This window comes from Pseudazoarcus pumilus (genome assembly GCF_002872475.1).
In the GTDB taxonomy this organism is placed as follows: domain Bacteria; phylum Pseudomonadota; class Gammaproteobacteria; order Burkholderiales; family Rhodocyclaceae; genus Pseudazoarcus; species Pseudazoarcus pumilus.
The window spans coordinates 1,145,611-1,165,336 of record NZ_CP025682.1; the positions used below are offsets into that span (position 1 = coordinate 1,145,611).

A 19,726-nucleotide genomic window follows, 5' to 3' on the forward strand; every position below is an offset into this window, starting at 1 on the left:
GTGATCCGGTGAATCGGTGTTCAGGCATCTTCGTGCCTGTAACGAACGCCAGGGGGTTTCATGGCCGCTCCTTCCGAGAGGGGCTGGACGAGACTTTGGTAGAGAGTCAGCCAGCCGGCCTTTTCGAGGGAGACGAATGCGGGCAACGCGTCGTGGCGGGCAGTCAAGATCTCGTCGGCAAGGTCGATGCTCAGACGGTGGGCGAGCAGGTCGATGGTGATGGGGTCACCGTCACGCACCAGCGCGAGTGGGCCGCAGCCGGCTGCCTCGGGCGTGACTTGGCCATCGGTCAGGCTCCGGTTCAGGCCGGAGAACTGGCCGGCGGTGATCACCGCCATGTCGTAGCCGAGACCGGCGCCGTTGACTGCGGCGACGAACCGTAGCCGGCGGATACGGCCTTTTCCAGGCAGGCGCGCAGTTTGTCTCGGTCGAGGCGCTGTGCCACTGCGTTATCGAAGCGGCCGAAGCGGAGCATCGTCGTGGGAGACTGCAGTTACTCGAGCGACATTTCTATGCTGGCGCCGGCGAGAGTGGCGACGCCACCGTCGCCGGTGGCGTCGATCACGGTCGATGCGAGGCAGGCCATCGCCAGTTCTTGCCTTCGAAAACCACGCCGCAGATGCGGCTGTCGTCACGCACGACACCAACCGCGAGACAGTGGTAGACGAGTTCTACTCCGGCGGCTTCGGCCATTTCGTTGGCAACCAGTTTCAGCGTTATCGGGTCGTACAGCACTGAGGCGGTCCACAACCAGCGTCTTGGTGGCAGCGCGCCTCCGCGTTCTCGAAGGCGGTCCACCGTTTCGTGGGCAAGGCCCAGCACGATCGGAATAACCTCATCCTCGGTAACGGTGAAGAAGCCGCAGATGCTGTCCAGCGTGACGGTGGTCAGCGTGCCGCCGAGAAAGCCGTAGCGTTCGACCGGCATCACCTTGGCGCCGTTGCGGGCGGCCGAGATCGCTGCGGCAATCCCGGCCGAACCGCCTCCGACCACCAGCACGTCTACTTAGGCCTGCACGCCGGTCTTGCGGGCGGGTTCGGTTACGGTCTTCATCCTGGCCTGACGTCGCTTAGTCATGGCTTTTCAGGCACGATGACGCCCGGATTCATGATTCCGTTCGTATCCACTGTGCGTTTGGATGCGGCAAATGCGAGGCCGAACAGGTCCGGACGCTGGCGCTGGTACCACGGCATGTGCAACCGCCCGACCGCGTGGTGGTGGGTGATGGTGCCGCCGCAGGAATCGACCGCGTCGGCCGCGGCATGTTTGATTTCCAGGCACTGCTCGTACATGCGGTCGCGGTCCGGCAGGCAGTGGAAGGTGAAGTACGGAGCAGGGCCGTTCGGATAGATGTGGGTGAAGCGGCAGGTGACCGTGCCCGGTCGGCCGGTGACCCGCACGATCGCCCGGGAGACGGTGTCGATGACGGTTTCATGCAGCTGGCGGAAGCCACTCCACGGCACTGCGGTCTCGAAGGTCTCGCGGCAAATGCCGCGCGCGATCATGTGTTCGCGATAGTACGGGCCGCGGATGAACGCGTTGCGCCACAGGCCTGACACGGTATTGTTGGCGCCTGATCCTTCGGACTGGTCGAGTACCTCACCGCCGTGGTCGCGGCAGATTTCCAGCGCAAGCTGCTGCTCGCTGTCGACCGGGTAGCGCGGGCTTTCGAAGCCGAGTACTAGAATTGGTTTTCCGCCGTCGTATGATTTCGTGAGTTGAGCTTCCAGCGCGTCGACGAGGCGGCAGTTCGTCGGATCGAGGCCGGACTGCGAGATTGCACGCACCGCCGCGACGCCACTATGAAAGTCGGGAAAGGTCACGGTAGCGCCGACCTTGTAGCGCGGCCGTTCGAGTAGACGGATCCAGCTTTCGGTGATGATGCCTGTCGAACCTTCGGTACCCATCACGAAACGATCCGGCGACGGACCCGCGCCTGAAGCCGGGAGACGGCGTGACTCCCACGGCCCGGCAGGCGTGAGCATGCGGATGCTTTCGACATAGTCGTCGATGTAGGTAGCGCCGCTTGCGAAGTGGCCGGCCGCGCGCGTAGCGATCCAGCCGCCCAGCGTCGACATTTCGAAACTCTGCGGGAAAAACCGCAACGTAAGGCCGTGTTCTTTGAGCTTGCGTTCGAGGTCAGGCCCGTAAATGCCGGCCTGGACGCGCGCCGAGCGCGATTCTCGGTCTACCTCGAGAATTTCGTTGAGATACCACATGTCGATCGTCACGACACCGGTATAGTCGCCTTTGATTTCCGGATTTACCCCGCCGACCACGCTTGAGCCGCCGCCAAACGGGATTACTGCTGCGCGGATTTCGTCGCACCAGTCGAGCAACGCGACCAAGTCGGCTTCATTGCGCGGGTAGGCGACAACATCGGGTGCGTGCGCGAAGTCGCGCTTGAACATGCGCGCGCCGTCGAGGAACGAGCGGCCGTAGCTGTGCAGTGCGCGTTCGTATTTGTCCTGGCGGCAGAGCGGGGCGAGACTCGTCGGAATGTTGCGGATGCGCGGCGGTTGCAACTCGATCTCGTCGAGTTTCGGCGGGTCGATCACGTCGAACCGGTCGATGCCGAACTGTTCGGCCCAGGTCGATTCGACCAAGCGGATTTCCTCGGGAGTGGCGGACTGGTCTTCAAAGCCCCAGGCGTAGAATTTGCGTCGACGTTCAGTCATGGTGTTACTCCTTGGTTACAGGGTTGGTTGCGACAATTTCCCGCTTGGGATTGCGGGCATGAAGTACGACCACCAGCGCGAACAGCACGGCGCCGGCCAAGTCGGTTTGCCAGCCGCCGATCAGCAGTAGGATCGCCGCGCTGGCGGCGATTGCGCGCTCGACGACATTGAGCTTGCGTGTGCCGTAGCCCTGCACCGCGAGCGCGAGTGAGACAATGCCGACCACGGCGGTGAGCAGCCCGATGACGGTGGTTTCCCAGTCGCCGCGGAACAGCAGTGCGGGGTGATAGACGAACACGAAAGGGACGATGTATACCGCCGCCCCGAGCTTCATCGACGTCCAGCCAGCGCGCTGCATCGGGCAGTCGGCGATCGTCGCGGCGGCGTACGAGGCCAGCGCGACTGGCGGCGTGATCGCCGAAATAATCGCGTAGTAGAAGACGAACATGTGGGCGGCGAGCGGATCGACGCCGACCCGCACCAGCGCCGGCGCGCCGAACAGCGCCACGATCATGTAAGCGGCCGAGGTCGGCAGACCCATGCCGAGGATGATGCAGGCCGCCATCACCAGCAGCAGCGTCGGGAACAGGTGGCCACCGGTCAGCGCGAGCAGCAGCGACGTGAAACGCAGCCCCAGCCCGCTCAGCTCGATCGTGCCGACGACCAGCGCGGCGATGAACAGTGCCGCCGCGACCGGCGCGATGCGGCGTGCGCCAAGCTCGAAAGCGTCGACTACGCCGGTGAAATTGAACCGGGTGTGCACCCGTACCTGGGCGAGGATGATCGTCGTGACCACGCCGACATAGGCGGCGAAGAACGGCGTGCGACGGTCGACCAGCATCAGCACTACCACGACCAGCACCAAAAGCATGTGGATGTGCAGCCAAATGTCCTTGCGCGCCTTGCGCACGAGGTCAGCGGACATCGCCGGCAGGTTGTAGCGGATCGCCTCCAGATGCACCATCACGAAGATCGCGAACAGGAACAGGAAGGCCGGCAGGATCGCGGCGATCGCGACGTCGAGATACTGCAGCCGGGTGAAGTCGGCGATCAGGAATGCGGCCGACCCCATGATTGGCGGTACGAGTTGGCCGCTCGACGAGGCCACCGCTTCTACGGCTGCCGCGACGTTCGGGCGAAATCCGGTGCGCTTCATCAGCGGGATCGTGAAGGTGCCGGTGGCATAGACGTTGGCGACCGCGGCGCCGGAAATGCTGCCGAACAGCCCGCTTGCCATGATCGCGGCCTTGCCTGGCCCGCCGCGGAACCTTCCCATCAGGCCCGAGGCGAGGTTCATGAACAGGTCGCCGCCTCGCGCTTGGTCGAGCATCGCGCCGAGCAGCACGAACATCAGCACGTAGGTCGCCGAGATGCCGGTGATCGATCCGTAAAGCCCCGAAGTCGTCATGAACAGGTGGTCGATCAGCCGTTCCGGGCTGATCGCGGTTTGATTCAACGGACCCGGAAAATACGGACCGAACAGCGCATGCACGAGGAAGAATCCGAGCAGGATCACCATGGTGTTGCCGACGGCGCGGCGACAGGCTTCCATCACCAGAGCGATCGCGAGCGCGCCCATTGTCCAGTCGAGCGCTTCCAGACCGGCGACGTATGGATAGCGGGTGACGATGCGCTCGTAATCGATGTAGATGTACAGCGCCGGTAGCCATGCCAGTGCGAACAGAGCCCAGTCGTACCAAGGTGCTTCGCGCGGTTCTCCCTGTCTACCAGCGCGCAGCGCGTAGGTGAGAAAGATAAGACTGGTGTACATCGCGACGTGCGTCGGTCTGAACATCATTACTTCCGGTGCGCCGAACTGCGCGGCGTACAGGTGATAGAGGATGATCCCGACGCAGTACCAGCGCAGGAGGAGTGCTGTCCAGCGCGCGCCGTCGCGCTGGCCTCCGACCGAAATACTCATATTGATGCTCTCCCGGGTTGTTGAGACGCGCTGCTAAACGTGGCTCCGCAGGCGGACGGCTTTTCTTTCCGCCTGCGGTACGTTTCGGGTGCTTAGTTGAGCGTACCGACTTCGCGGAAGTAGCGTTCCGCGCCGGGGTGTAGCGGGATCGGGAAGCCTTGAGCTCCCTTCTGTACGTCGAGGTCCCGGAACAGCGGATGTGCCTCGACCAGCCGTGCCTTGTTCTCGAACATCAACTTGACCATTGCGTAAACCAGTTCCTCCGGCGTGTCCTTGTGTGCGAATACGACGTTGTGCTGGGAGATGGTCGGAATGTCCTCGTCCTGATTGCGATAGCTGCCCGCTGGAATGATCGTGGGCGAGTAACCGTACTTGTCGGCCAGTTCATCGATCGTCGTCTGGCTGAGCGGCAGTAGCTTGACGTCGCGCGCGAGAGTGAGATCCACGAAGGTCGGGTTGCGGATGATGTCGTCGTTGACGAAAGCGTCGATATGGCCGTCCTTCATCCGGTCCATCGCTTCGCTATAGGCCGAGTGGCTGACCGCGCCGCCCCAGCCGCGAATGTCGCCGTAGCCGGCGCCATGGGCCGTGAGCGCGCGACTGGCGGCAAGCTCGCCACCGGTCCCGCGGGTGCCGGTGTCGATCCGCAGGCGCAACTGCTTTTCTCCCAGTTCCTTGAGGCTATCGGCCGGTACTTCAGCGAGAAAGAAGGGATGCAGCACGTTTGTCATGTTCAGGTTGGCCACTGCGCGCAGGTCCGTCATCGGCGTCTCGTATGGGGCCGCGCCGCTATACGCGGCATGAAGAGTGGTCGTGTAGCCCATCGCTATCCCGACCTTCTTGCTTTGGACCGAGATGGGGTTGGCGACGCCGCCGCCGGGCACGATGTTGTAGCGCAGGCCTCCGATATGGTCCTTGTACAGGTCGAACAGCGCGGTCGAGATGATGTACCACGAGCCTCCGGTGGAGCCGGCGGCGATGGTCTGCTCCGGAATGTCCAGATTGAACGGTTTTTCGCTCGCATGCAGGGGCGCGCCCAGGGTGAAGGCGAGCAGGGCGGATGCGGCCCATGACGTGGTCTTTTTGAGCATGATGGGTGTCTCCTAAGATTATGAAGTTGTAACTATCTGTGCTGCCTTACTGCGGTGAAGCGGGATGCGGGCGGCAGCTGCTCGCATCCCTCAGTACGGAACGGTGCCGGTCACGGTCAGGCGATACAGTGTTCGGTGCTGTTCCGGCGTATAGCCACCGCTGGCGGAATGCATCGAGCAACGGTTGTCCCAGATGACGACGTCGCCGACAGACCAGTGATGGCGGTACTGGAATTCAGGGTTGGTCGCATGCACGAACAGTTCTGCGAGAAGGGCCTCGCTGTCATCCTTCTCCATACCGACGATGCGCATCGTGAAGCCGGGATTAACGTAGAGGGCCTTGCGGCCGGTTTCCGGATGGGTCCGTACGACCGGATGGACGACTTCCGGAGTGCATTGAAATTGTGCGTCGGTCAGCTTCGCGCGGACCTTGTTCTTGTCGATCATGCGGTTGTGGCGCCAAGCATAGCTATGTATCGCCGTCAGGCCGTCGATCCGGGCCTTTGTGGCGTCGGGCAGCGTTTCGTAGGCCCGATACATGTCGACGAATAGCGTGTCACCGCCGGTTTCGGGGACTTCGAGAGCGTAGAGGGCGGTCGCCAGTGCCGGCACGGCCATGTACGACAGGTCCGAATGCCAGTACGCGCCGCCGTCCGATATGCCCCGTGGCTTGCCGTTCTCGACGACGTTCGACAGCACGATGATTTCGGCGTGTGCGGGATGGTGGTACTGGCTCAGGACGTGAGGTTCGAGTTCGCCGAACTGGCGGCCAAATGCGATGAAGTCCCGTGTCTCAAGCTGCTGCGCAGGAATGCAGAGTACGATCGAATCGAGCAGTGCCTGGTGGATTGCGGCACGTTCTGCGTCCTTGAGCGGTGCGGACAGGTCTACACCGGTAAGGCTCCCTCCGATGGTGTTGCCTGATCGTTTGAAACTGATCTGAGACATGCGCTTCTCCTTGGGCATGTTTCGTTTCGTCAAGCGGATCGGGCGGTGCCGGTACAGCTACAGTGGCGTTTTCCGCTTGAGGCGTACGATCTCAGAGCGGGACTGGCGTTGACAAACGACTAATTCTTGCGCTATCAGTGAGTTTAAGTTAATCAATACTTGGCGGAATACGACGATATGGTGGTCCGGCTGCCTCCTCTCTATGCGTTGCGCACCTTCATGATTGCTGCACATAGCGCTAGCTTCGCCCGTGCAGCTGAAGAGCTGTGTGTCACGCCGGCGGCAATTAGCCGGGGGATCAAGTCACTTGAGGACTGCGTCGGTGTGCGCCTTTTCAACCGAACTCATCGCAGGGTTGAGTTGACCGCTGAGGGGCGGCGCTACTTCGAGGAGCTTGGCGACGTGTTCGAGCGCATGGCGCTAGCGACGCAGAACGTCACCGCACGGCAGTCGCACCGGGCGCTGCGCGTCTGCGCTTATCCCAGTTTCGTCATGAATTGGCTGATTCCGCGCTGGTGTACGTATGACAACCGTGCATTCGATGTTTATTTCCTGACCACGATGAGCCACGATGTTAATTTCGAGCATGGCGAGATTGACGCCGCCGTACTCAGCGACCGCGCTGATTACCCCGGCTGCCGGTCAGATTTGCTATTCACGGCGCATCTCATCCCTGTTTGCAGCCCGGCCTTGCTCGGCGGGGGCGCTCCGCTGCAAAAGATCAAAGACCTCGACCGTGTTGTGATGCTTCATTCAGACACGCGTCCAAACGACTGGCAATACTGGCTTGCCGCGAACGCCGCCGAGGTACTGACTGATGAACGTGAGGGACTCCGCTTCGAGAGTTCAAACTTGATGTACGAGGCGGCGAAGGCGGGCGTGGGGGTTGCCATCGGAATCCGTGAGGTCGTGCAACGTGACCTTGCTACAGGCTCGCTCGTCATTCCGTTCGGGCATGCCCGGTTCGCGCCGTGTCCCTATTACCTCATCTATCCCGATGACCGTGAACCTCATCCGGCCCTCGTTCCGTTTCGCAACTGGGTGATTGCGGAATATCACCGCTGAGAGGATCAGCACCGCGAGGAATGAAGGCTTCGAGGACGGTCTGAACCGTGCCGAGACGCAGTTCGAATACGCAGCGAGAGACCTCAGGTGCGCGCCGCAGCGGCGCCTACCTGAGCTACGGCGCTGCGAACCAACATCCGGCGCAATGACCTTCGGTTATTTCGCCCTGCACGAGCTGGATAAGCTGGACGACACGATGAAGAAGGGTTTTGGAGAAATCCGCTGCAAGTTCTGCCAGACCTGGCAGCGGTCCGAGGTGCAGCACTACGACGAGGAAAGCTTCCTCGCGATCGCGCCGGGAACCGACGGGCAGGAATGCATCAATCCCTGGTGCCTGCAGTGGATCCCGGCCGACAACGACAATTTCCGCTGGCGTACGGTGGAGGTGCCGCCGCCGAAGAAGGGCTGAGGCCGCACGGGGTGGGAAGGCCCAAGGGCATTGCCCGGGATGCCCGCCGTTTACATTCCGCGCAGATTGCGCAGTGACTGGCTCAGGCGGTCGATGCGTTCGCTGCTCTCGGCGATCAGCTGGTTGATCTGCTGGGCCGAGGCCGAGGATTGCTGGGCGAGCTTGCGCACTTCGTCGGCCACCACGGCGAAGCCGCGCCCCGATTCGCCGGCGCGGGCGGCCTCGATGGCGGCGTTGAGTGCGAGCAGGTTGGTCTTCTCGGTGATCTCGTTGATGCTGCCGATGATGTCGGCCACCTTGCGGCTCGATTCCTGCACGCGGCCCATTTCGCGGTCGGTGACCTGGGCGGCTTCGTGCTTGGTCTGCTCGTCGGTGCAATACACGACGACGAGGCGGATCTGCCCTTCCGAATCGGCGATGGGGCAGAAGGTGCCCTTGAACTGACGGGGCTGGCCCTGCGCGTCGTGCATCGCGAACTCGGTGATGATCTGCTCGCCGGCGAGCAGCTTGTGCAGGTGTTGCTCGCCGACGATGGACTTGAGTTCGGCGGTGTGCGCGAGCAACTGACGCTCGTCGGGGAAGCCGAGTCGCCCGGTCATGTAGCGGTTGGCACGTACGATGCGGCCATCGGTGTCGAACTCGGCCACGCCGTTGCTGACGCTGATGGCGGCGAAGCGGCGTTCGGCCTCCAGCGACATCTCCTTGGTGTGGGTGATGTTGGCCTGGATCGAGATGAAGTGTTCGAGCCGGCCGTCCTTGCCGAACACCGGGTTGATGGCCATCGAGATCCAGTACGGCGTGCCGTCCTTGTCGTAGTTGAGGATCTCGTCGTAGAAGGGCTGGCGGTTCTGGATGCAGTGGCGCACGCGCGCGACCGTGTCCGGGTCGGTGGCGGGCCCCTGCAGCACCGGGCCGGGCTTCTTGCCGCGTACTTCCTCGGGCGTGTAGCCGGTGAGTTTGGTGAAGCCGTTGTTCACGTACTGCACCAGACCCGCGGCGTCGGTGATGATGATGGCGTTGTCGGTCTCGTTGGCTACCAGCGAGAGCACCTCGAATTCCCGCTTGCGCTCGAAGTCCGCGGTGATGTCGCTGGCGAACTTGATGACCTTCACCACCCGGCCTTCGGGGTCGAGGATGGGGTTGTAGGTGGCGTGGATCCACACCTCGCGGCCGCCCTTGGCGAGCCGGCAATACTCGGCGGTCTGGAATTGTCCGGCGCGCAGGCGCTCCCAGAAGCGTGCGTACTCGTCCGAGCGCGCGTGGCTCTCGGAGACGAACAGGCTGTGCTTCCTGCCCTGCACCTCGGCCAGCGTGTAGCCCATCAGGCCCAGGAAGTTGTCGTTGGCGTGCAAGATGGTGCCGTCTGGCGCGAACTCGATGACGGCCTGGGCGCGGTTGATGGCGGCGATCTGTGACTCGATGTCGGCACGCGCCCTGACCTGGGCCGTGATGTCGCTGGCGAACTTGATGATGCGGGTGACGCGCTGACCGCGCCGGATCGGCGTGTAGGTGGCCTGAATCCATACCGGCTCGCCGCGCTTGTTCAGGCGCCGGAACTCTGCGGTCTGCGATTTGCCTTCGCGCAGCTCGCTCCAGAAGTTGCGGTACTCGGCACTGTTGGCCTCCTCCGGGCTGACGAACATGCGGTGGTGCTGGCCGCGCACCTCGTCCAGCGTATATCCCATCAGGCCGAGGAAGTTGCCGTTGGCGCGCAGGATGGTGCCGTCGAGCGCGAACTCGATGACGCCCTGGGTCTGCTCGATGGCGGAAACGATGTCGGCGGACGAATTGCTGCGGAAGAGCTTGAGCATGGGACTTCCTGTCGGCGAGCGGCAAAAGGGTGGGCGTTCTCTCCTTTACGGCAGGCCAGGGCGGAGGTTGAGCCTGAGAGCCGCGGACAGCGCTTGCGCCGCGTCAGATCTCGAGATTGTCGATCAGCCGCGTGGTGCCGAGTTTTGCCGCGGCCAGCACCACCAGCGGGTCGCGCTCGCTGACCGGCGGCTGCAGGTCGGCCTGGCGGCGCACGGCGATGTAGTCGGGTTGCCAGCCGCGCTCGCGCAGGCGCTCGATGGCCATGGTCTCGAGGTGCAGGAAGTCGTGATCGCCGGCGCGCACGGCGTCGCGGATGGCCACCAGCTCGCCGTACAGCGTCGGCGCCTCGGCGCGCTCGGCGTCACTCAGGTAGCCGTTGCGCGAGGACAGGGCGAGGCCGTCTTCGGCGCGCACGGTGTCGCCACGGATGATCTCGATGGGCAGGGCGAACTCGCGCACCATGTTGGAAATGACCATCAGCTGCTGGAAATCCTTCTTGCCGAACACGGCGACGTCGGGCTGCACGATGGAGAACAGCTTGAGCACCACGGTGGCGACGCCGGCGAAGTGGCCGGGACGGAATTCGCCTTCGAGGATGGACACCTGGGCCGGTGCGGGCTCGACGAAGTAGTGCTGCGGCTCGGGGTACATCACGGCTTCGTCCGGCGCGAAGAGCAGGTCCACGCCGGCGGCTTCGAGCTTTTCACAATCGGCCGCGAAGGTGCGCGGATAGCGGCCGAAATCCTCGCCCTGGCCGAACTGAAGGCGGTTGACGAAGATGCTGGCGATGACCGTGTCGGCATGCTTGCGCGCTTCGTGCATCAGCGCGATGTGGCCCTCGTGCAGGTTGCCCATGGTGGGGACGAAGGCGATGCGGCTGGATTCGCGCCGTGCGCTGCGGCAGGAGGCTATGGTTTCGAGTATCTGCATGTCAGCGTGTGAAGGGCCACCCCGAACACACTGCGGCCCCCTCGGGGGGCAGCGAACGCAGTGAGCGTGGGGGTCGTTTCATCTCTCAGTAGCCGTGGGCTGCGGTCGGGAAGGCGCCCTCGCGCACCTCAGTCACGTAGTTCGCGATGGCTTCCTCGATGCTCGCCGCGCCATCCATGTAATTCTTGACGAAACGCGCCGGCTTGCCGGGGAAGATACCGAGCATGTCGTACAGCACCAGCACCTGGCCGTCGCAATCCGGGCCGGCGCCGATGCCGATGGTGGCCATGGTCGTGAGGCTGGCGGTGATCTCGGCGGCCAGCTTCGAGGGCACGAGTTCGAGCACGATCATCGCCGCGCCGGCCTGTTCCAGCGCCAGCGCATCGGCCTTCATCTTCTCCGCGCCGGTCTCGTCACGGCCCTGCACGCGGTAGCCGCCGAGCTGGTTGACCGACTGCGGCGTGAGCCCGACATGGGCGCATACCGGGATGCCGCGCTCGACGAGGAAGCGCACGGTCTCCGCCATGTGTTCGCCACCTTCGATCTTGACCATCTGGGCGCCGGCCGCCATCAGCCTGGCAGCGTTTCGCATGGCCTGCACCGGGCCTTCCTGGTAGCTGCCGAAGGGCATGTCGGTGAGGATGAAGGCGCGCTTGCAGCCGCGCGCGACGCACTCGGTGTGATAGGCCATCTGCTCGAGCGTGACCGGCAGCGTGGACTTGTGGCCCTGGATGACGTTGCCGAGCGAGTCGCCGATGAGCACGGTGTCGACGCCGGTGCGATCCATCATCGCGGCGAAGCTCGCGTCGTAGGCGGTGAGCATCGTGATCTTGCGGCCTTCGGCGCGCATCTTGCCCAGTGCATGGAGCGTGACGGGCTTGTCGTTGTGCAGATAGGTCATGGCGTGCGTTTCCTCCGAGGGCGCGAGTGTTCCGCAAGTCGTCGTGGCAGACAAGCGAAAATCCGCGCCGCGTCAGCCGGCGTAATTGAAGAATTCGCGGAAGCTGCGCATCGCGCGCAGTCGCTCGACCAGCAGTTCGAAATCGTCGTCCTGATCCACCGGGTTGAGCACTTCGGCATCGACGATGAACAGCGGGGCGGCGTCATATTGATAGAAGAAGCGCGCGTAGCGGTCGGCGACGCGTTCCAGATAGGTTTCGGTGATGCGGCGTTCGGCCTGCATGCCGCGTTGCAGGACGCGGCCGATCAGCGTCTCCGGTTTGGCCTGCAGGTAGATGACGAGATCGGGCGAGCGTGGCTCGGGCGGCTTCATCGCAGCGTGGATGCGACGGTAGAGCTCGAACTGGTCTTCGGGCAGGTTGAGCGAGGCGAACAGCGGATCCTTGTCGAAGATGAAGTCCGACACCACGCGCCGGTTGTCCGTGCACGCGGCTTCGAGATCTTCGAGTTCGTCGATGCGCTGCAGCAGGAAGGCGAGCTGGGTGGGCAGCGCCCAGCGGTCCATGTTCTGGTAGAAGCGACCGAGGAAAGGGTTCAACTCCGGGCGTTCGAGCAGCGACTCGGCGTCCAGCCGCTGCGCCAGGCGGCGTGCGAGCGAGGTCTTGCCGGCGCCGATGGGGCCTTCGACGACGATGTAGCGGGCGTTGTCGAGCATCACGAATCTCCGGTTAGGCGCACGATGGCCTGTCCGGCCACCTGCGGCAGCAGCGTCGCCGCCGCGCCGTGCCCGGGAAGGCACGCGTCCGGGGCGATCTCGGCCAACGGCAGCAGCACGAAGGCGCGCTCGTGCATGCGCGGGTGGGGCACTTCCAGGCCCGGTTCGCGGATCACCTCATCATCGTAGAGCAGAAGGTCCAGGTCGAGTGTACGCGGCGCGCGCTGCGCTTCGCGCGTGCGCCCGGCTTCGCGCTCGATGTCGAGCAGGTGCGCGAGCAGCGCCGCTGCGGCGAGCGTGGTGTGCAGTTCGACCACGGCGTTCAGGTAGTCGGGCTGCTCGTCCGCCGTGCCGAGTGCGGCGCTGCGATACAGCGACGAACGCCGCAGCAGTCGCGTGCCGGGCAGCGCGTCCAGGGCCGCACAGGCATGCCCGAAGCTCGCGACAGGGTCGCCGAGGTTCGCCCCGAAGGCGACGAAGGCGCGGCTCATGTTGCGTCGACCGGCTGGTCGGACTCCGTCTTCTTCGCGTTGGGCTTGCGTCGGCGACGCCGCTTGCGCGGCGCACCCTTGGACGCAGGCGCCTCGCTGACGAGCTGTTCGCGCCGCTCGGGGCCGCCGCCGGCGAAGGCTTCCCACCAGTCGGGCAGGGCCATGTCGATCTCGCCGGCTTGGGCTCGCAGGCGCAGGAAGTCCCATGCGGCGCGGTAGCGCGGCTGCTCGATGAGGCGATACGGGGCATGGCCGGAGCGCTTCTCGAAGCGCGGCTGCAGTGCCCAGATCTCCTTGATGTCGCCGGCGATCTTGCGCGTGATGGCGAGCTTCTTCGCCTGCACGTCAAGCACCTGATCCATCGCGTCGAACAGCGCGGGCTGTGACGGTGCGCCATCGGCCTTGCGTGCCTCCCAGGCGGCCAGCACTTCGTGCCACAACAGCGTGGCGAACAGGAATCCGGGCGAGATGCGTTTGTCCTGCTGTACGCGGTTGTCGGTGTTCTCCAGCGCGAGCCACACGAAGCGCTCGCCCAGAGGCTGCTCCAGGATCACGTCGAGCAGCGGCAGCAGGCCGTGGTGTAGGCCTTCCTCGCGCAACTGCTGGAGGCATTTGACGGCGTAGCCCGACATCAGCAGTTTGAGCGTCTCGTCGAACAGGCGCGCCGGCGGGACGTTCTCGAGCAGCGGCGCCATCTCGCGGATCGGCGTGCGCGCGGCCGGGTCGATGGACAGGCCCAGCTTGGCGCCCAGGCGCACGGCGCGCAGCATGCGCACCGGATCTTCGCGGTAGCGCGTGCGCGGGTCGCCGATCATGCGCAGCGTCTTCTGGCGCAGGTCGGCTACGCCGTGGTGATAGTCGACGATGGTGCCGCTGCGCGGGTCGTAGTACAGCGCGTTGACGGTGAAGTCCCGCCGCGTGGCGTCCTCGGCCTGGCTGCCGAAGACGTTGTCGGCCAGTACGCGACCGTGTTCGTCGGTGGGCGTGGCGCCTTCCTCGTGCAGCGCGCGGAAGGTCGATACCTCGATGGTCTCGCGCCCGCTCATCACGTGCACGATGCGAAAGCGCCGGCCGATGATGCGCGAGCGCCTGAACAGCGCGCGCACCTGCTCGGGCGTGGCGCTGGTGGCGACGTCGTAGTCCTTGGGCGGTAGGCCGGCGAGCAGGTCGCGCACCGCGCCGCCGACGACGAAGGCCTTGTGGCCGGCATCCTGCAGCACGGCACAGGTCTTGGCTGCGGCCGGCGAGATGTCTTCCCGGCGCAGTCCATGCTGCTCGGGCGGCACGAGCGCGGGCTCGGCGGGAACGACGAGATCCGGGCCGGGGCGGCGGAACACCTTGCGCAACAGCTTGCGGATCATCGGGGAACGTGGGTCGAAAAGATCATAAGCGCGTAATCATAACCGATCGTCGTGCCGCGACGCGCATGCAGCGTGCAGGTCAGAACGCCCCGCGCAGCGAGATCACCGGCCATCCCGCTGCTTCTGCGTGTTCGCGCAGGCGCTCGTCGGGGTCTACCGCGACCGGGTCGGACACGCGTGCGAGCAGCGGCAGGTCGTTGTGTGAATCGCTGTAGAACCAGGTGCGCTCGAAGCTGCCCCAGTGCAGGCCGATGCGTTCGAGCCAGTCGTCGACGCGGTCGATCTTGCCGGCCTTGAAGGCGGGCATGCCGCGCGGCTTGCCGGTGAACTGCCCGTTCTCCTGCGCTGCCACGGTGGCGACCAGATGCTCGATGCCGAACTCGCGCACGATGGGGCCGGTGACGAAGCTGTTGGTCGCGGTGACGACGGCCACCATCGCATCGTCGGCCAGATGGTCGCGCACCAGCGAGCGTGCCGCGTCGCCGATCATCGGCAGCACGCGCTCGTGCATGAACTCGGCGTGCCAGGCGTCGAGCTGCGCGCGCGGGTGGCGGGCCAGCGGCGAGAGCTGGAATTCGAGGAATTCGAAGATGTCCAGCGTGCCGTCCACGTACTGCTGGTAGAAGCGCTGGTTCTTCGCCTCCTGCACTTCGGGGTCGATCACGCCGCGGCTGATCAGGAACTGGGCCCACTCGAAGTCGGAATCGCCGATGAGCAGGGTGTTGTCGAGGTCGAACAGAACGAGATCCACGAGAATCAATCCTTGAGTTGCGGGGCCGCAGTGCCTGGCTGCAGCTCGGGTTGCATGACTTCGCGCAGCAGCGCGAGGGACACCGCGCGCTTGCGCTCGAGCGATGCGGCGTCGAGTGTTTCGACCGTGGCGACCAGACTGGGGAGATCGCGCCGACCGTGACGCAGCACGAAGCGCACCACATCATCGGGCAGGCGCATGCCGCGCCGTTCGGCCAGCGTGGCGAGGATCTCGGCACGCGTGACGTCGTCGAGCGCACGCAGTTCGAACACCAGACACTGGCCGATGCGCGTGCGCAGGTCCTCGCGCAGCGCCAGCGCGCGCGGCGGCGCGCTGCCCGCGACCACCAGCGTCTGGTGCAGGGCGGCGGCGCGGTTGAAGGCATTGAAGACGGCGATCTGAGCCGCCTCGTCGAGCGCGTCGACGTCATCGACCGCCAGCAGCAGGCCGGGCGTCTGCGCAAGTGTGCCAGCGACGCGGGTGACATGTTCGGCCGGTCGGCCCGCTTCGAGCGCGGCGGCGACCGTCGCGGCGAGCAGATGGCTGCGACCGCTGCCGGCCTCTCCCCACAGATACACGTGGCCGGCGCCGCGCACGCAGTCCTCGAGCGCGCGCAACAACTCGACGTTGTCGCCGGCGATGAAGTTGGCAAAGCGCGGCGGAGCATCCGGAGCGAGGTCTAGGACAAGCTGCCTCATCGGTCGTGCCCGGACTCCGTATCCTGCTCCCGGCGGCTGGCGGGCTCGGCGTCGCCCAGATACAGCGGGCTTTCGAACCATGCCGTGCGTACCTCGCGCAGCCCCACCAGAATCGCGGCGCTGACCGGCAGCGCCACCAGCATGCCGACGAAGCCGAAGAGTTGCCCGAAGGCCATCAGCGCGAAGATCACCGCCAGCGGGTGCAGGCCGATGCGCTCGCCCACCAGATAGGGCGTCAGCACGTAGCTCTCCAGCAACTGTCCCAGACCATAGACGATGCCCACGCCGATGAGCAGCGTCAGGCCCTCGCCCTGCAGCAGCGCGGCGAGGATGGCGAGGATCAGCCCGCCGCCGAAGCCGACGAAGGGAATGAAGGACAGCAGGCCGGTGATGATGCCCACCGGCAGCGCGAAGGACAGGCCGGCGATCCACAGGGCGACGCTGTAATAGGTCGCGAGTACCAGCATCACCGACAGCTGGCCGCGCAGGAATTCCGACAGCACCGAGTCGATCTGCTCGACGATGCGCGTGGTCGACTCGACCATCGGGCGCGGGATGACGCTGCGCAGGGCCGGGATGAGGCGCGGCCATTCCTGCAGCAGATAGAACATGACGATGGGGATGAGCACGATGTTGGTCGCCAACCCCACCAGTGCCATGCCGCCCTCGCGCAATTGTCCGAGCAGGGCCGGGAGCAGTTGCTTGGCCTGTTCCTGGTTCTCGGAGAGCCATTCGCGCAGGGCGGCGATATCGAGTTGCACATCGGTTCCGAGCCGCTCGTTGAGCGCGGGCAGCAGCCGCGTATCGACGGCCTCGAGCAGTTCGGGAAGCCGCGCGACGAAGGTCGCGACCTCGCGCCAGAAGATCGGCACCAGAATCAGGAACAGCAGCAGGATGGCCGAGCCCATCGCCAGGATCACCAGCAGCACCGCCAGCGGGCGTGGCAGCCGCTTCGAGGCCAGCCAGTTGACCGCCGGATCGCACAGGTAGGCGAAGACCGCGCCGACGACGAAGGGCGTCAGGATCGGGCCGAGCAGCCAGAACAGCACGAGGAAGGCGATGCCGGACGCCGCCCAGAGGGCGGTTTGCAGACGACCGGCGCGGGGAAGGCTCATTTAGGGGGTGTCTCGATCGGGCGATGCGGTGCGACATGGTAAATGAGAACGTGGCCTTGGTAGAATCGCCCTTTGCATGACGGCCCCGCGCGGGGTCGTCCCGTTCCCGTGTCGCCCGGGGCGAGCGCGCACGCACCCGGCGCCCTCCGTGGGGCACCGCCCAGACGCAAGAGAGACTGCCTTGACCTCCCTGACCTACCGTGATGCCGGCGTGGATATCGATGCCGGCGATGCCCTCGTCGATCGCATCAAGCCGTTTGCCAAAGCCACCATGCGCCCCGAGGTGATGGGTGGCATCGGCGGTTTCGGCGCGCTGTTCGAACTGTCGAAGAAATACCGCGAGCCGGTGCTGGTGTCCGGCACCGACGGCGTCGGCACCAAGCTGCGCCTGGCCTTCGAGCTGAACCGCCATGACACCGTCGGCCAGGATCTGGTGGCGATGAGCGTCAACGACATCCTCGTGCAGGGCGCCGAGCCGCTGTTCTTCCTCGACTACTTCGCCTGCGGCAAGCTGCACGTAGATACTGCTGCCGATGTGGTCAAGGGCATCGCGAAGGGCTGCGAGCTGGCCGGCTGCGCGCTGATCGGCGGCGAGACGGCCGAGATGCCCAGCATGTACCCGGACGGCGAGTACGATCTGGCCGGCTTCGCGGTCGGCGCGGTCGAGAAGGCCGACCTCATCGACGGCAGCAAGATCGCTGCCGGCGACGTGGTGCTGGGGCTGGCCTCCAGCGGCGCGCATTCCAACGGCTATTCGCTGATCCGCAAGGTCATCGAGATCAGCGGTGCTGACCTGGCCGCCGATTTCCACGGGCAGCCGCTGGCCGACGCGGTGCTGGCGCCGACGCGCATCTACGTCAAGCCGCTGCTCGCGCTGATGGCCGCGCATGCCGGCATCGTGCACGGCATGGCCCACATCACCGGTGGGGGTCTCACCGAGAACGTGCCGCGCGTGATTCCCGACGGCCTGACCGCGCGCATCGATTCGTCCGCCTGGGATCTGCCGCCGCTGTTCCAGTGGTTGCAGCAGGCCGGCAACATCGACGCGGCCGAGATGCATCGCGTGTTCAACTGCGGCATCGGCATGGCGGTGATCGTGTCGGCCGACAACGCCGAGCGCGCCGCCGCCTTCCTGCGCGAGCAGGGCGAGACGGTGCACGTCATCGGCCGCATCGCCGCGATGGAAGGCGACCAGCCCAAGACGATCGTCGACTGACGGTGGCCGGGACGCAGCGCTCCATCCTCATCACGGGCTGCTCCAGCGGCATCGGCGAAGCCGCCGCGCGGCGCATGCGGGAGCGCGGCTGGCGGGTGTTCGCCACCGCGCGTGGTGAAGTTGATGTGGCGCGACTGGCCGACGAAGGTTTCGAGGCGCTGCAACTCGATCTGGCCGACAGTGCGTCGATTCGTCGCGCCGTCGATGCCGTTCTGGAACGCACCGGCGGCACGCTCGACGCGCTGTTCAACAACGGCGCCTACGGGCAGCCCGGCGCGGTCGAAGACCTCACGCGCGAAGTCCTGCGCGAACAGCTCGAAACCAACCTGCTCGGCACCCATGAGCTGACCTGCCTGGTGTTGCCCGCGATGCGCGCTCAGGGCCATGGGCGCATCGTGCACAACAGCTCCATCCTGGGTTTTGCCGCGCTGCCGTATCGTGGCGCCTACAACTGCTCCAAGTTCGCGCTCGAAGGCCTTGCCGACACGCTGCGCCTGGAGCTTCACGGCAGCGGCATCCACGTTTCGCTGATCGAACCCGGCCCCATCGCCACGCGATTTCGCGACAACGCCTACGCTGCGTACGAGCGCCACATCGATAGCGAGGCCAGCGCCCATTCCGCCATCTACCGCGTGCTCGAACGCCGCCTGCGCGGCGAGGCCGGCAAGACGCCGTTCACGCTGCCGGCCGACGCGGTGGTCGACAAGCTGGTGCATGCGCTCGATTCACGCCGCCCGCGGGCGCGCTATTACGTGACCTTCCCGACCCACCTGTTCGGCTTTCTCAAGCGCATCCTGCCGACACGCTGGATGGACTGGGTGCTACTGCGTTCGACGGCGAGAGAGCGGAAGGAGTGAGTAGGTCGGCATGAGCATAGCGAATGCCGACATCGGGGCCCGTGTTGGCATGGGCTGTCGGATTTCGCTTTTGCTCAATCCGACCTACCGAGGCTGCCCGCCTTCACCGACGAGGATCGGAAGGAGCGTAGAACGGAAGTAGCACTGTTGTGCTACATTGAGCTTCAGTACTCACTGGAGACGACGATGTCCTCGACGACCACGATCCGGCTGACAGAAGACCTGAAGCAGCGCGTCACGCAGATTTCCCAGCGCGGTAGCACGACGGCGCACGGGTTTATCCTTGAGGCGATCACCGAGAAGGTCGAGCGCGAGGAGCGTCGCGCTGCCTTCGACGGTGAGGCGTGCGCGCGGCTCGCAAAACTCGTCGAAAACGGCGAATCGATCCCTTGGGATGATATGAAACGCCATCTTGCCGCGCGACTCGCCGGCACCGATGCAACGCCTCCTGTTCCCCGCAAGCTGCGGTGAGCAGGACGGCCATCGAACTCGCCCCCGAGGTCGCGGGTGATTTCGAACGGATTCTCTGGCACCTGGAACGCTACGACGCCAACGAGCGTGGCGAGCGCATCGGCGAGATCGTCGCGGCGCTCGACGTGCTGGCAGACAATCCGCGCATCGGTCGTCCGGCCCACGGCGGAAATCGCGAACTGGTGATCGGGCGCCGTGCCCATGGCTACCTCGCGCTGTACCGCTACGTCGAGGAAATCGATACCGTGTTTGTACTCGCGATCCGGAGTCAGCGCGAGGCGGGTTACGCGGATTGAG

21 protein-coding genes are annotated in these 19,726 nt (G+C 65.1%); 6 read left to right on the forward strand and 15 right to left on the reverse strand.

Annotated features, from left to right (window positions below; all coding sequences use genetic code 11):
* Positions 1-20 precede the first annotated feature (20 nt).
* From C0099_RS05495 to C0099_RS05520, 6 genes are all read right to left on the reverse strand, one after another.
* On the reverse strand, positions 21-410 hold the full coding sequence (locus C0099_RS05495; protein ID WP_332870255.1) for a dihydroxy-acid dehydratase domain-containing protein: 390 nt from the start codon (positions 408-410) through the stop codon (positions 21-23).
* Positions 411-561: 151 nt separating this feature from the next.
* Positions 562-999, reverse strand: coding sequence for an FAD-dependent oxidoreductase (locus C0099_RS05500; protein WP_102246513.1), 438 nt, complete (start codon positions 997-999; stop codon positions 562-564).
* A 74-nt stretch (positions 1,000-1,073) separates the two neighbouring features.
* Positions 1,074-2,678, reverse strand: coding sequence for an FAD-binding oxidoreductase (locus C0099_RS05505; protein ID WP_102246514.1), 1,605 nt, complete (start codon positions 2,676-2,678; stop codon positions 1,074-1,076).
* Positions 2,679-2,682: 4 nt separating this feature from the next.
* Entirely contained in the window at positions 2,683-4,599 is a 1,917-nt protein-coding gene (locus C0099_RS05510) for a TRAP transporter permease (RefSeq protein WP_102246515.1), read from the reverse strand.
* A 92-nt stretch (positions 4,600-4,691) separates the two neighbouring features.
* On the reverse strand, positions 4,692-5,690 hold the full coding sequence (locus C0099_RS05515; protein ID WP_102246516.1) for a TAXI family TRAP transporter solute-binding subunit: 999 nt from the start codon (positions 5,688-5,690) through the stop codon (positions 4,692-4,694).
* Positions 5,691-5,780: 90 nt separating this feature from the next.
* On the reverse strand, positions 5,781-6,656 hold the full coding sequence (locus C0099_RS05520; RefSeq protein WP_199797655.1) for a TauD/TfdA dioxygenase family protein: 876 nt from the start codon (positions 6,654-6,656) through the stop codon (positions 5,781-5,783).
* 141 nt (positions 6,657-6,797) lie between these two features.
* Between C0099_RS05520 and C0099_RS05525 the strand changes: the two genes are divergently transcribed.
* Both C0099_RS05525 and C0099_RS05530 read left to right on the forward strand, forming a co-directional pair.
* On the forward strand, positions 6,798-7,703 hold the full coding sequence (locus tag C0099_RS05525) for a LysR substrate-binding domain-containing protein (RefSeq protein WP_164084876.1): 906 nt from the start codon (positions 6,798-6,800) through the stop codon (positions 7,701-7,703).
* Positions 7,704-7,848: 145 nt separating this feature from the next.
* A complete protein-coding gene (locus tag C0099_RS05530) occupies positions 7,849-8,112 on the forward strand; it encodes a hypothetical protein (RefSeq protein ID WP_102246518.1) in 264 nt (87 codons plus the stop codon).
* A 50-nt stretch (positions 8,113-8,162) separates the two neighbouring features.
* Here C0099_RS05530 and C0099_RS05535 read toward each other — a convergent pair whose 3' ends face one another.
* The 9 genes from C0099_RS05535 to C0099_RS05575 all read right to left on the reverse strand — a co-directional run bounded on the left by C0099_RS05535 (position 8,163) and on the right by C0099_RS05575 (position 16,885).
* Complete coding sequence (locus C0099_RS05535; protein ID WP_102246519.1) at positions 8,163-9,923, reverse strand: PAS domain S-box protein; 1,761 nt, start codon at positions 9,921-9,923, stop codon at positions 8,163-8,165.
* Between the two features lie 103 nt (positions 9,924-10,026).
* Positions 10,027-10,854, reverse strand: coding sequence for a pantoate--beta-alanine ligase (gene panC, locus C0099_RS05540; RefSeq protein WP_102246520.1), 828 nt, complete (start codon positions 10,852-10,854; stop codon positions 10,027-10,029).
* Positions 10,855-10,939: 85 nt separating this feature from the next.
* A complete protein-coding gene (gene panB / locus C0099_RS05545) occupies positions 10,940-11,755 on the reverse strand; it encodes a 3-methyl-2-oxobutanoate hydroxymethyltransferase (RefSeq protein WP_102246521.1) in 816 nt (271 codons plus the stop codon).
* Between the two features lie 72 nt (positions 11,756-11,827).
* Complete coding sequence (locus C0099_RS05550; protein WP_102246522.1) at positions 11,828-12,469, reverse strand: deoxynucleoside kinase; 642 nt, start codon at positions 12,467-12,469, stop codon at positions 11,828-11,830.
* Positions 12,469-12,960 (reverse strand): 2-amino-4-hydroxy-6-hydroxymethyldihydropteridine diphosphokinase, encoded by a 492-nt coding sequence (gene folK / locus C0099_RS05555; RefSeq protein ID WP_102246523.1) that lies wholly within the window; start codon positions 12,958-12,960, stop codon positions 12,469-12,471. Before folK ends, C0099_RS05550 begins: the two co-directional genes overlap by 1 nt.
* The gene (gene pcnB, locus C0099_RS05560; RefSeq protein WP_102246524.1) at positions 12,957-14,321 is read right to left on the reverse strand and encodes a polynucleotide adenylyltransferase PcnB; all 1,365 of its coding nucleotides are present in this window, start codon (positions 14,319-14,321) and stop codon (positions 12,957-12,959) included. The genes folK and pcnB overlap by 4 nt, the downstream gene beginning before the upstream one ends.
* A 79-nt stretch (positions 14,322-14,400) precedes the next feature.
* Positions 14,401-15,072 carry a histidinol-phosphatase gene (locus tag C0099_RS05565; RefSeq protein ID WP_102246525.1) on the reverse strand — a complete coding sequence of 224 codons (672 nt, stop codon included), beginning with the start codon at positions 15,070-15,072 and terminating at the stop codon, positions 14,401-14,403.
* Between the two features lie 5 nt (positions 15,073-15,077).
* Positions 15,078-15,770, reverse strand: coding sequence for a DnaA regulatory inactivator Hda (gene hda, locus C0099_RS05570; protein ID WP_102246526.1), 693 nt, complete (start codon positions 15,768-15,770; stop codon positions 15,078-15,080).
* Positions 15,767-16,885, reverse strand: a complete 1,119-nt coding sequence (locus C0099_RS05575; protein ID WP_102246527.1) for an AI-2E family transporter — start codon at positions 16,883-16,885, stop codon at positions 15,767-15,769. Before C0099_RS05575 ends, hda begins: the two co-directional genes overlap by 4 nt.
* Before the next feature lie 181 nt (positions 16,886-17,066).
* On the opposite strand from C0099_RS05575, the gene purM reads away from it, so the two are divergent.
* From purM to C0099_RS05595, 4 genes are all read left to right on the forward strand, one after another.
* Positions 17,067-18,101: a phosphoribosylformylglycinamidine cyclo-ligase gene (purM, locus tag C0099_RS05580; RefSeq protein ID WP_228151661.1), complete on the forward strand. Its 1,035-nt coding sequence runs from the start codon at positions 17,067-17,069 to the stop codon at positions 18,099-18,101.
* Between the two features lie 2 nt (positions 18,102-18,103).
* Positions 18,104-18,958 (forward strand): SDR family oxidoreductase, encoded by an 855-nt coding sequence (locus C0099_RS05585; protein WP_102246529.1) that lies wholly within the window; start codon positions 18,104-18,106, stop codon positions 18,956-18,958.
* Between the two features lie 186 nt (positions 18,959-19,144).
* Positions 19,145-19,429: a CopG family ribbon-helix-helix protein gene (locus C0099_RS05590; protein WP_102248395.1), complete on the forward strand. Its 285-nt coding sequence runs from the start codon at positions 19,145-19,147 to the stop codon at positions 19,427-19,429.
* Positions 19,426-19,725, forward strand: a complete 300-nt coding sequence (locus C0099_RS05595; RefSeq protein WP_102246530.1) for a type II toxin-antitoxin system RelE/ParE family toxin — start codon at positions 19,426-19,428, stop codon at positions 19,723-19,725. Before C0099_RS05590 ends, C0099_RS05595 begins: the two co-directional genes overlap by 4 nt.
* Position 19,726: the final 1 nt, after the last annotated feature.

Bases quoted from the DNA above. Each gene is read 5' to 3' on its own strand.
- C0099_RS05505 (WP_102246514.1), bottom strand. From the start codon at position 2,678: ATGACTGAACGTCGACGCAAATTCTACGCCTGGGGCTTTGAAGACCAG.
- C0099_RS05510 (WP_102246515.1), bottom strand. From the start codon at position 4,599: ATGAGTATTTCGGTCGGAGGCCAGCGCGACGGCGCGCGCTGGACAGCA.
- C0099_RS05515 (WP_102246516.1), bottom strand. From the start codon at position 5,690: ATGCTCAAAAAGACCACGTCATGGGCCGCATCCGCCCTGCTCGCCTTC.
- C0099_RS05520 (WP_199797655.1), bottom strand. From the start codon at position 6,656: ATGCCCAAGGAGAAGCGCATGTCTCAGATCAGTTTCAAACGATCAGGC.
- C0099_RS05530 (WP_102246518.1), top strand. From the start codon at position 7,849: ATGACCTTCGGTTATTTCGCCCTGCACGAGCTGGATAAGCTGGACGAC.
- C0099_RS05535 (WP_102246519.1), bottom strand. From the start codon at position 9,923: ATGCTCAAGCTCTTCCGCAGCAATTCGTCCGCCGACATCGTTTCCGCC.
- panC (WP_102246520.1), bottom strand. From the start codon at position 10,854: ATGCAGATACTCGAAACCATAGCCTCCTGCCGCAGCGCACGGCGCGAA.
- panB (WP_102246521.1), bottom strand. From the start codon at position 11,755: ATGACCTATCTGCACAACGACAAGCCCGTCACGCTCCATGCACTGGGC.
- C0099_RS05550 (WP_102246522.1), bottom strand. From the start codon at position 12,469: ATGCTCGACAACGCCCGCTACATCGTCGTCGAAGGCCCCATCGGCGCC.
- folK (WP_102246523.1), bottom strand. From the start codon at position 12,960: ATGAGCCGCGCCTTCGTCGCCTTCGGGGCGAACCTCGGCGACCCTGTC.
- pcnB (WP_102246524.1), bottom strand. From the start codon at position 14,321: ATGATCCGCAAGCTGTTGCGCAAGGTGTTCCGCCGCCCCGGCCCGGAT.
- hda (WP_102246526.1), bottom strand. From the start codon at position 15,770: ATGAGGCAGCTTGTCCTAGACCTCGCTCCGGATGCTCCGCCGCGCTTT.
- C0099_RS05575 (WP_102246527.1), bottom strand. From the start codon at position 16,885: ATGAGCCTTCCCCGCGCCGGTCGTCTGCAAACCGCCCTCTGGGCGGCG.
- C0099_RS05590 (WP_102248395.1), top strand. From the start codon at position 19,145: ATGTCCTCGACGACCACGATCCGGCTGACAGAAGACCTGAAGCAGCGC.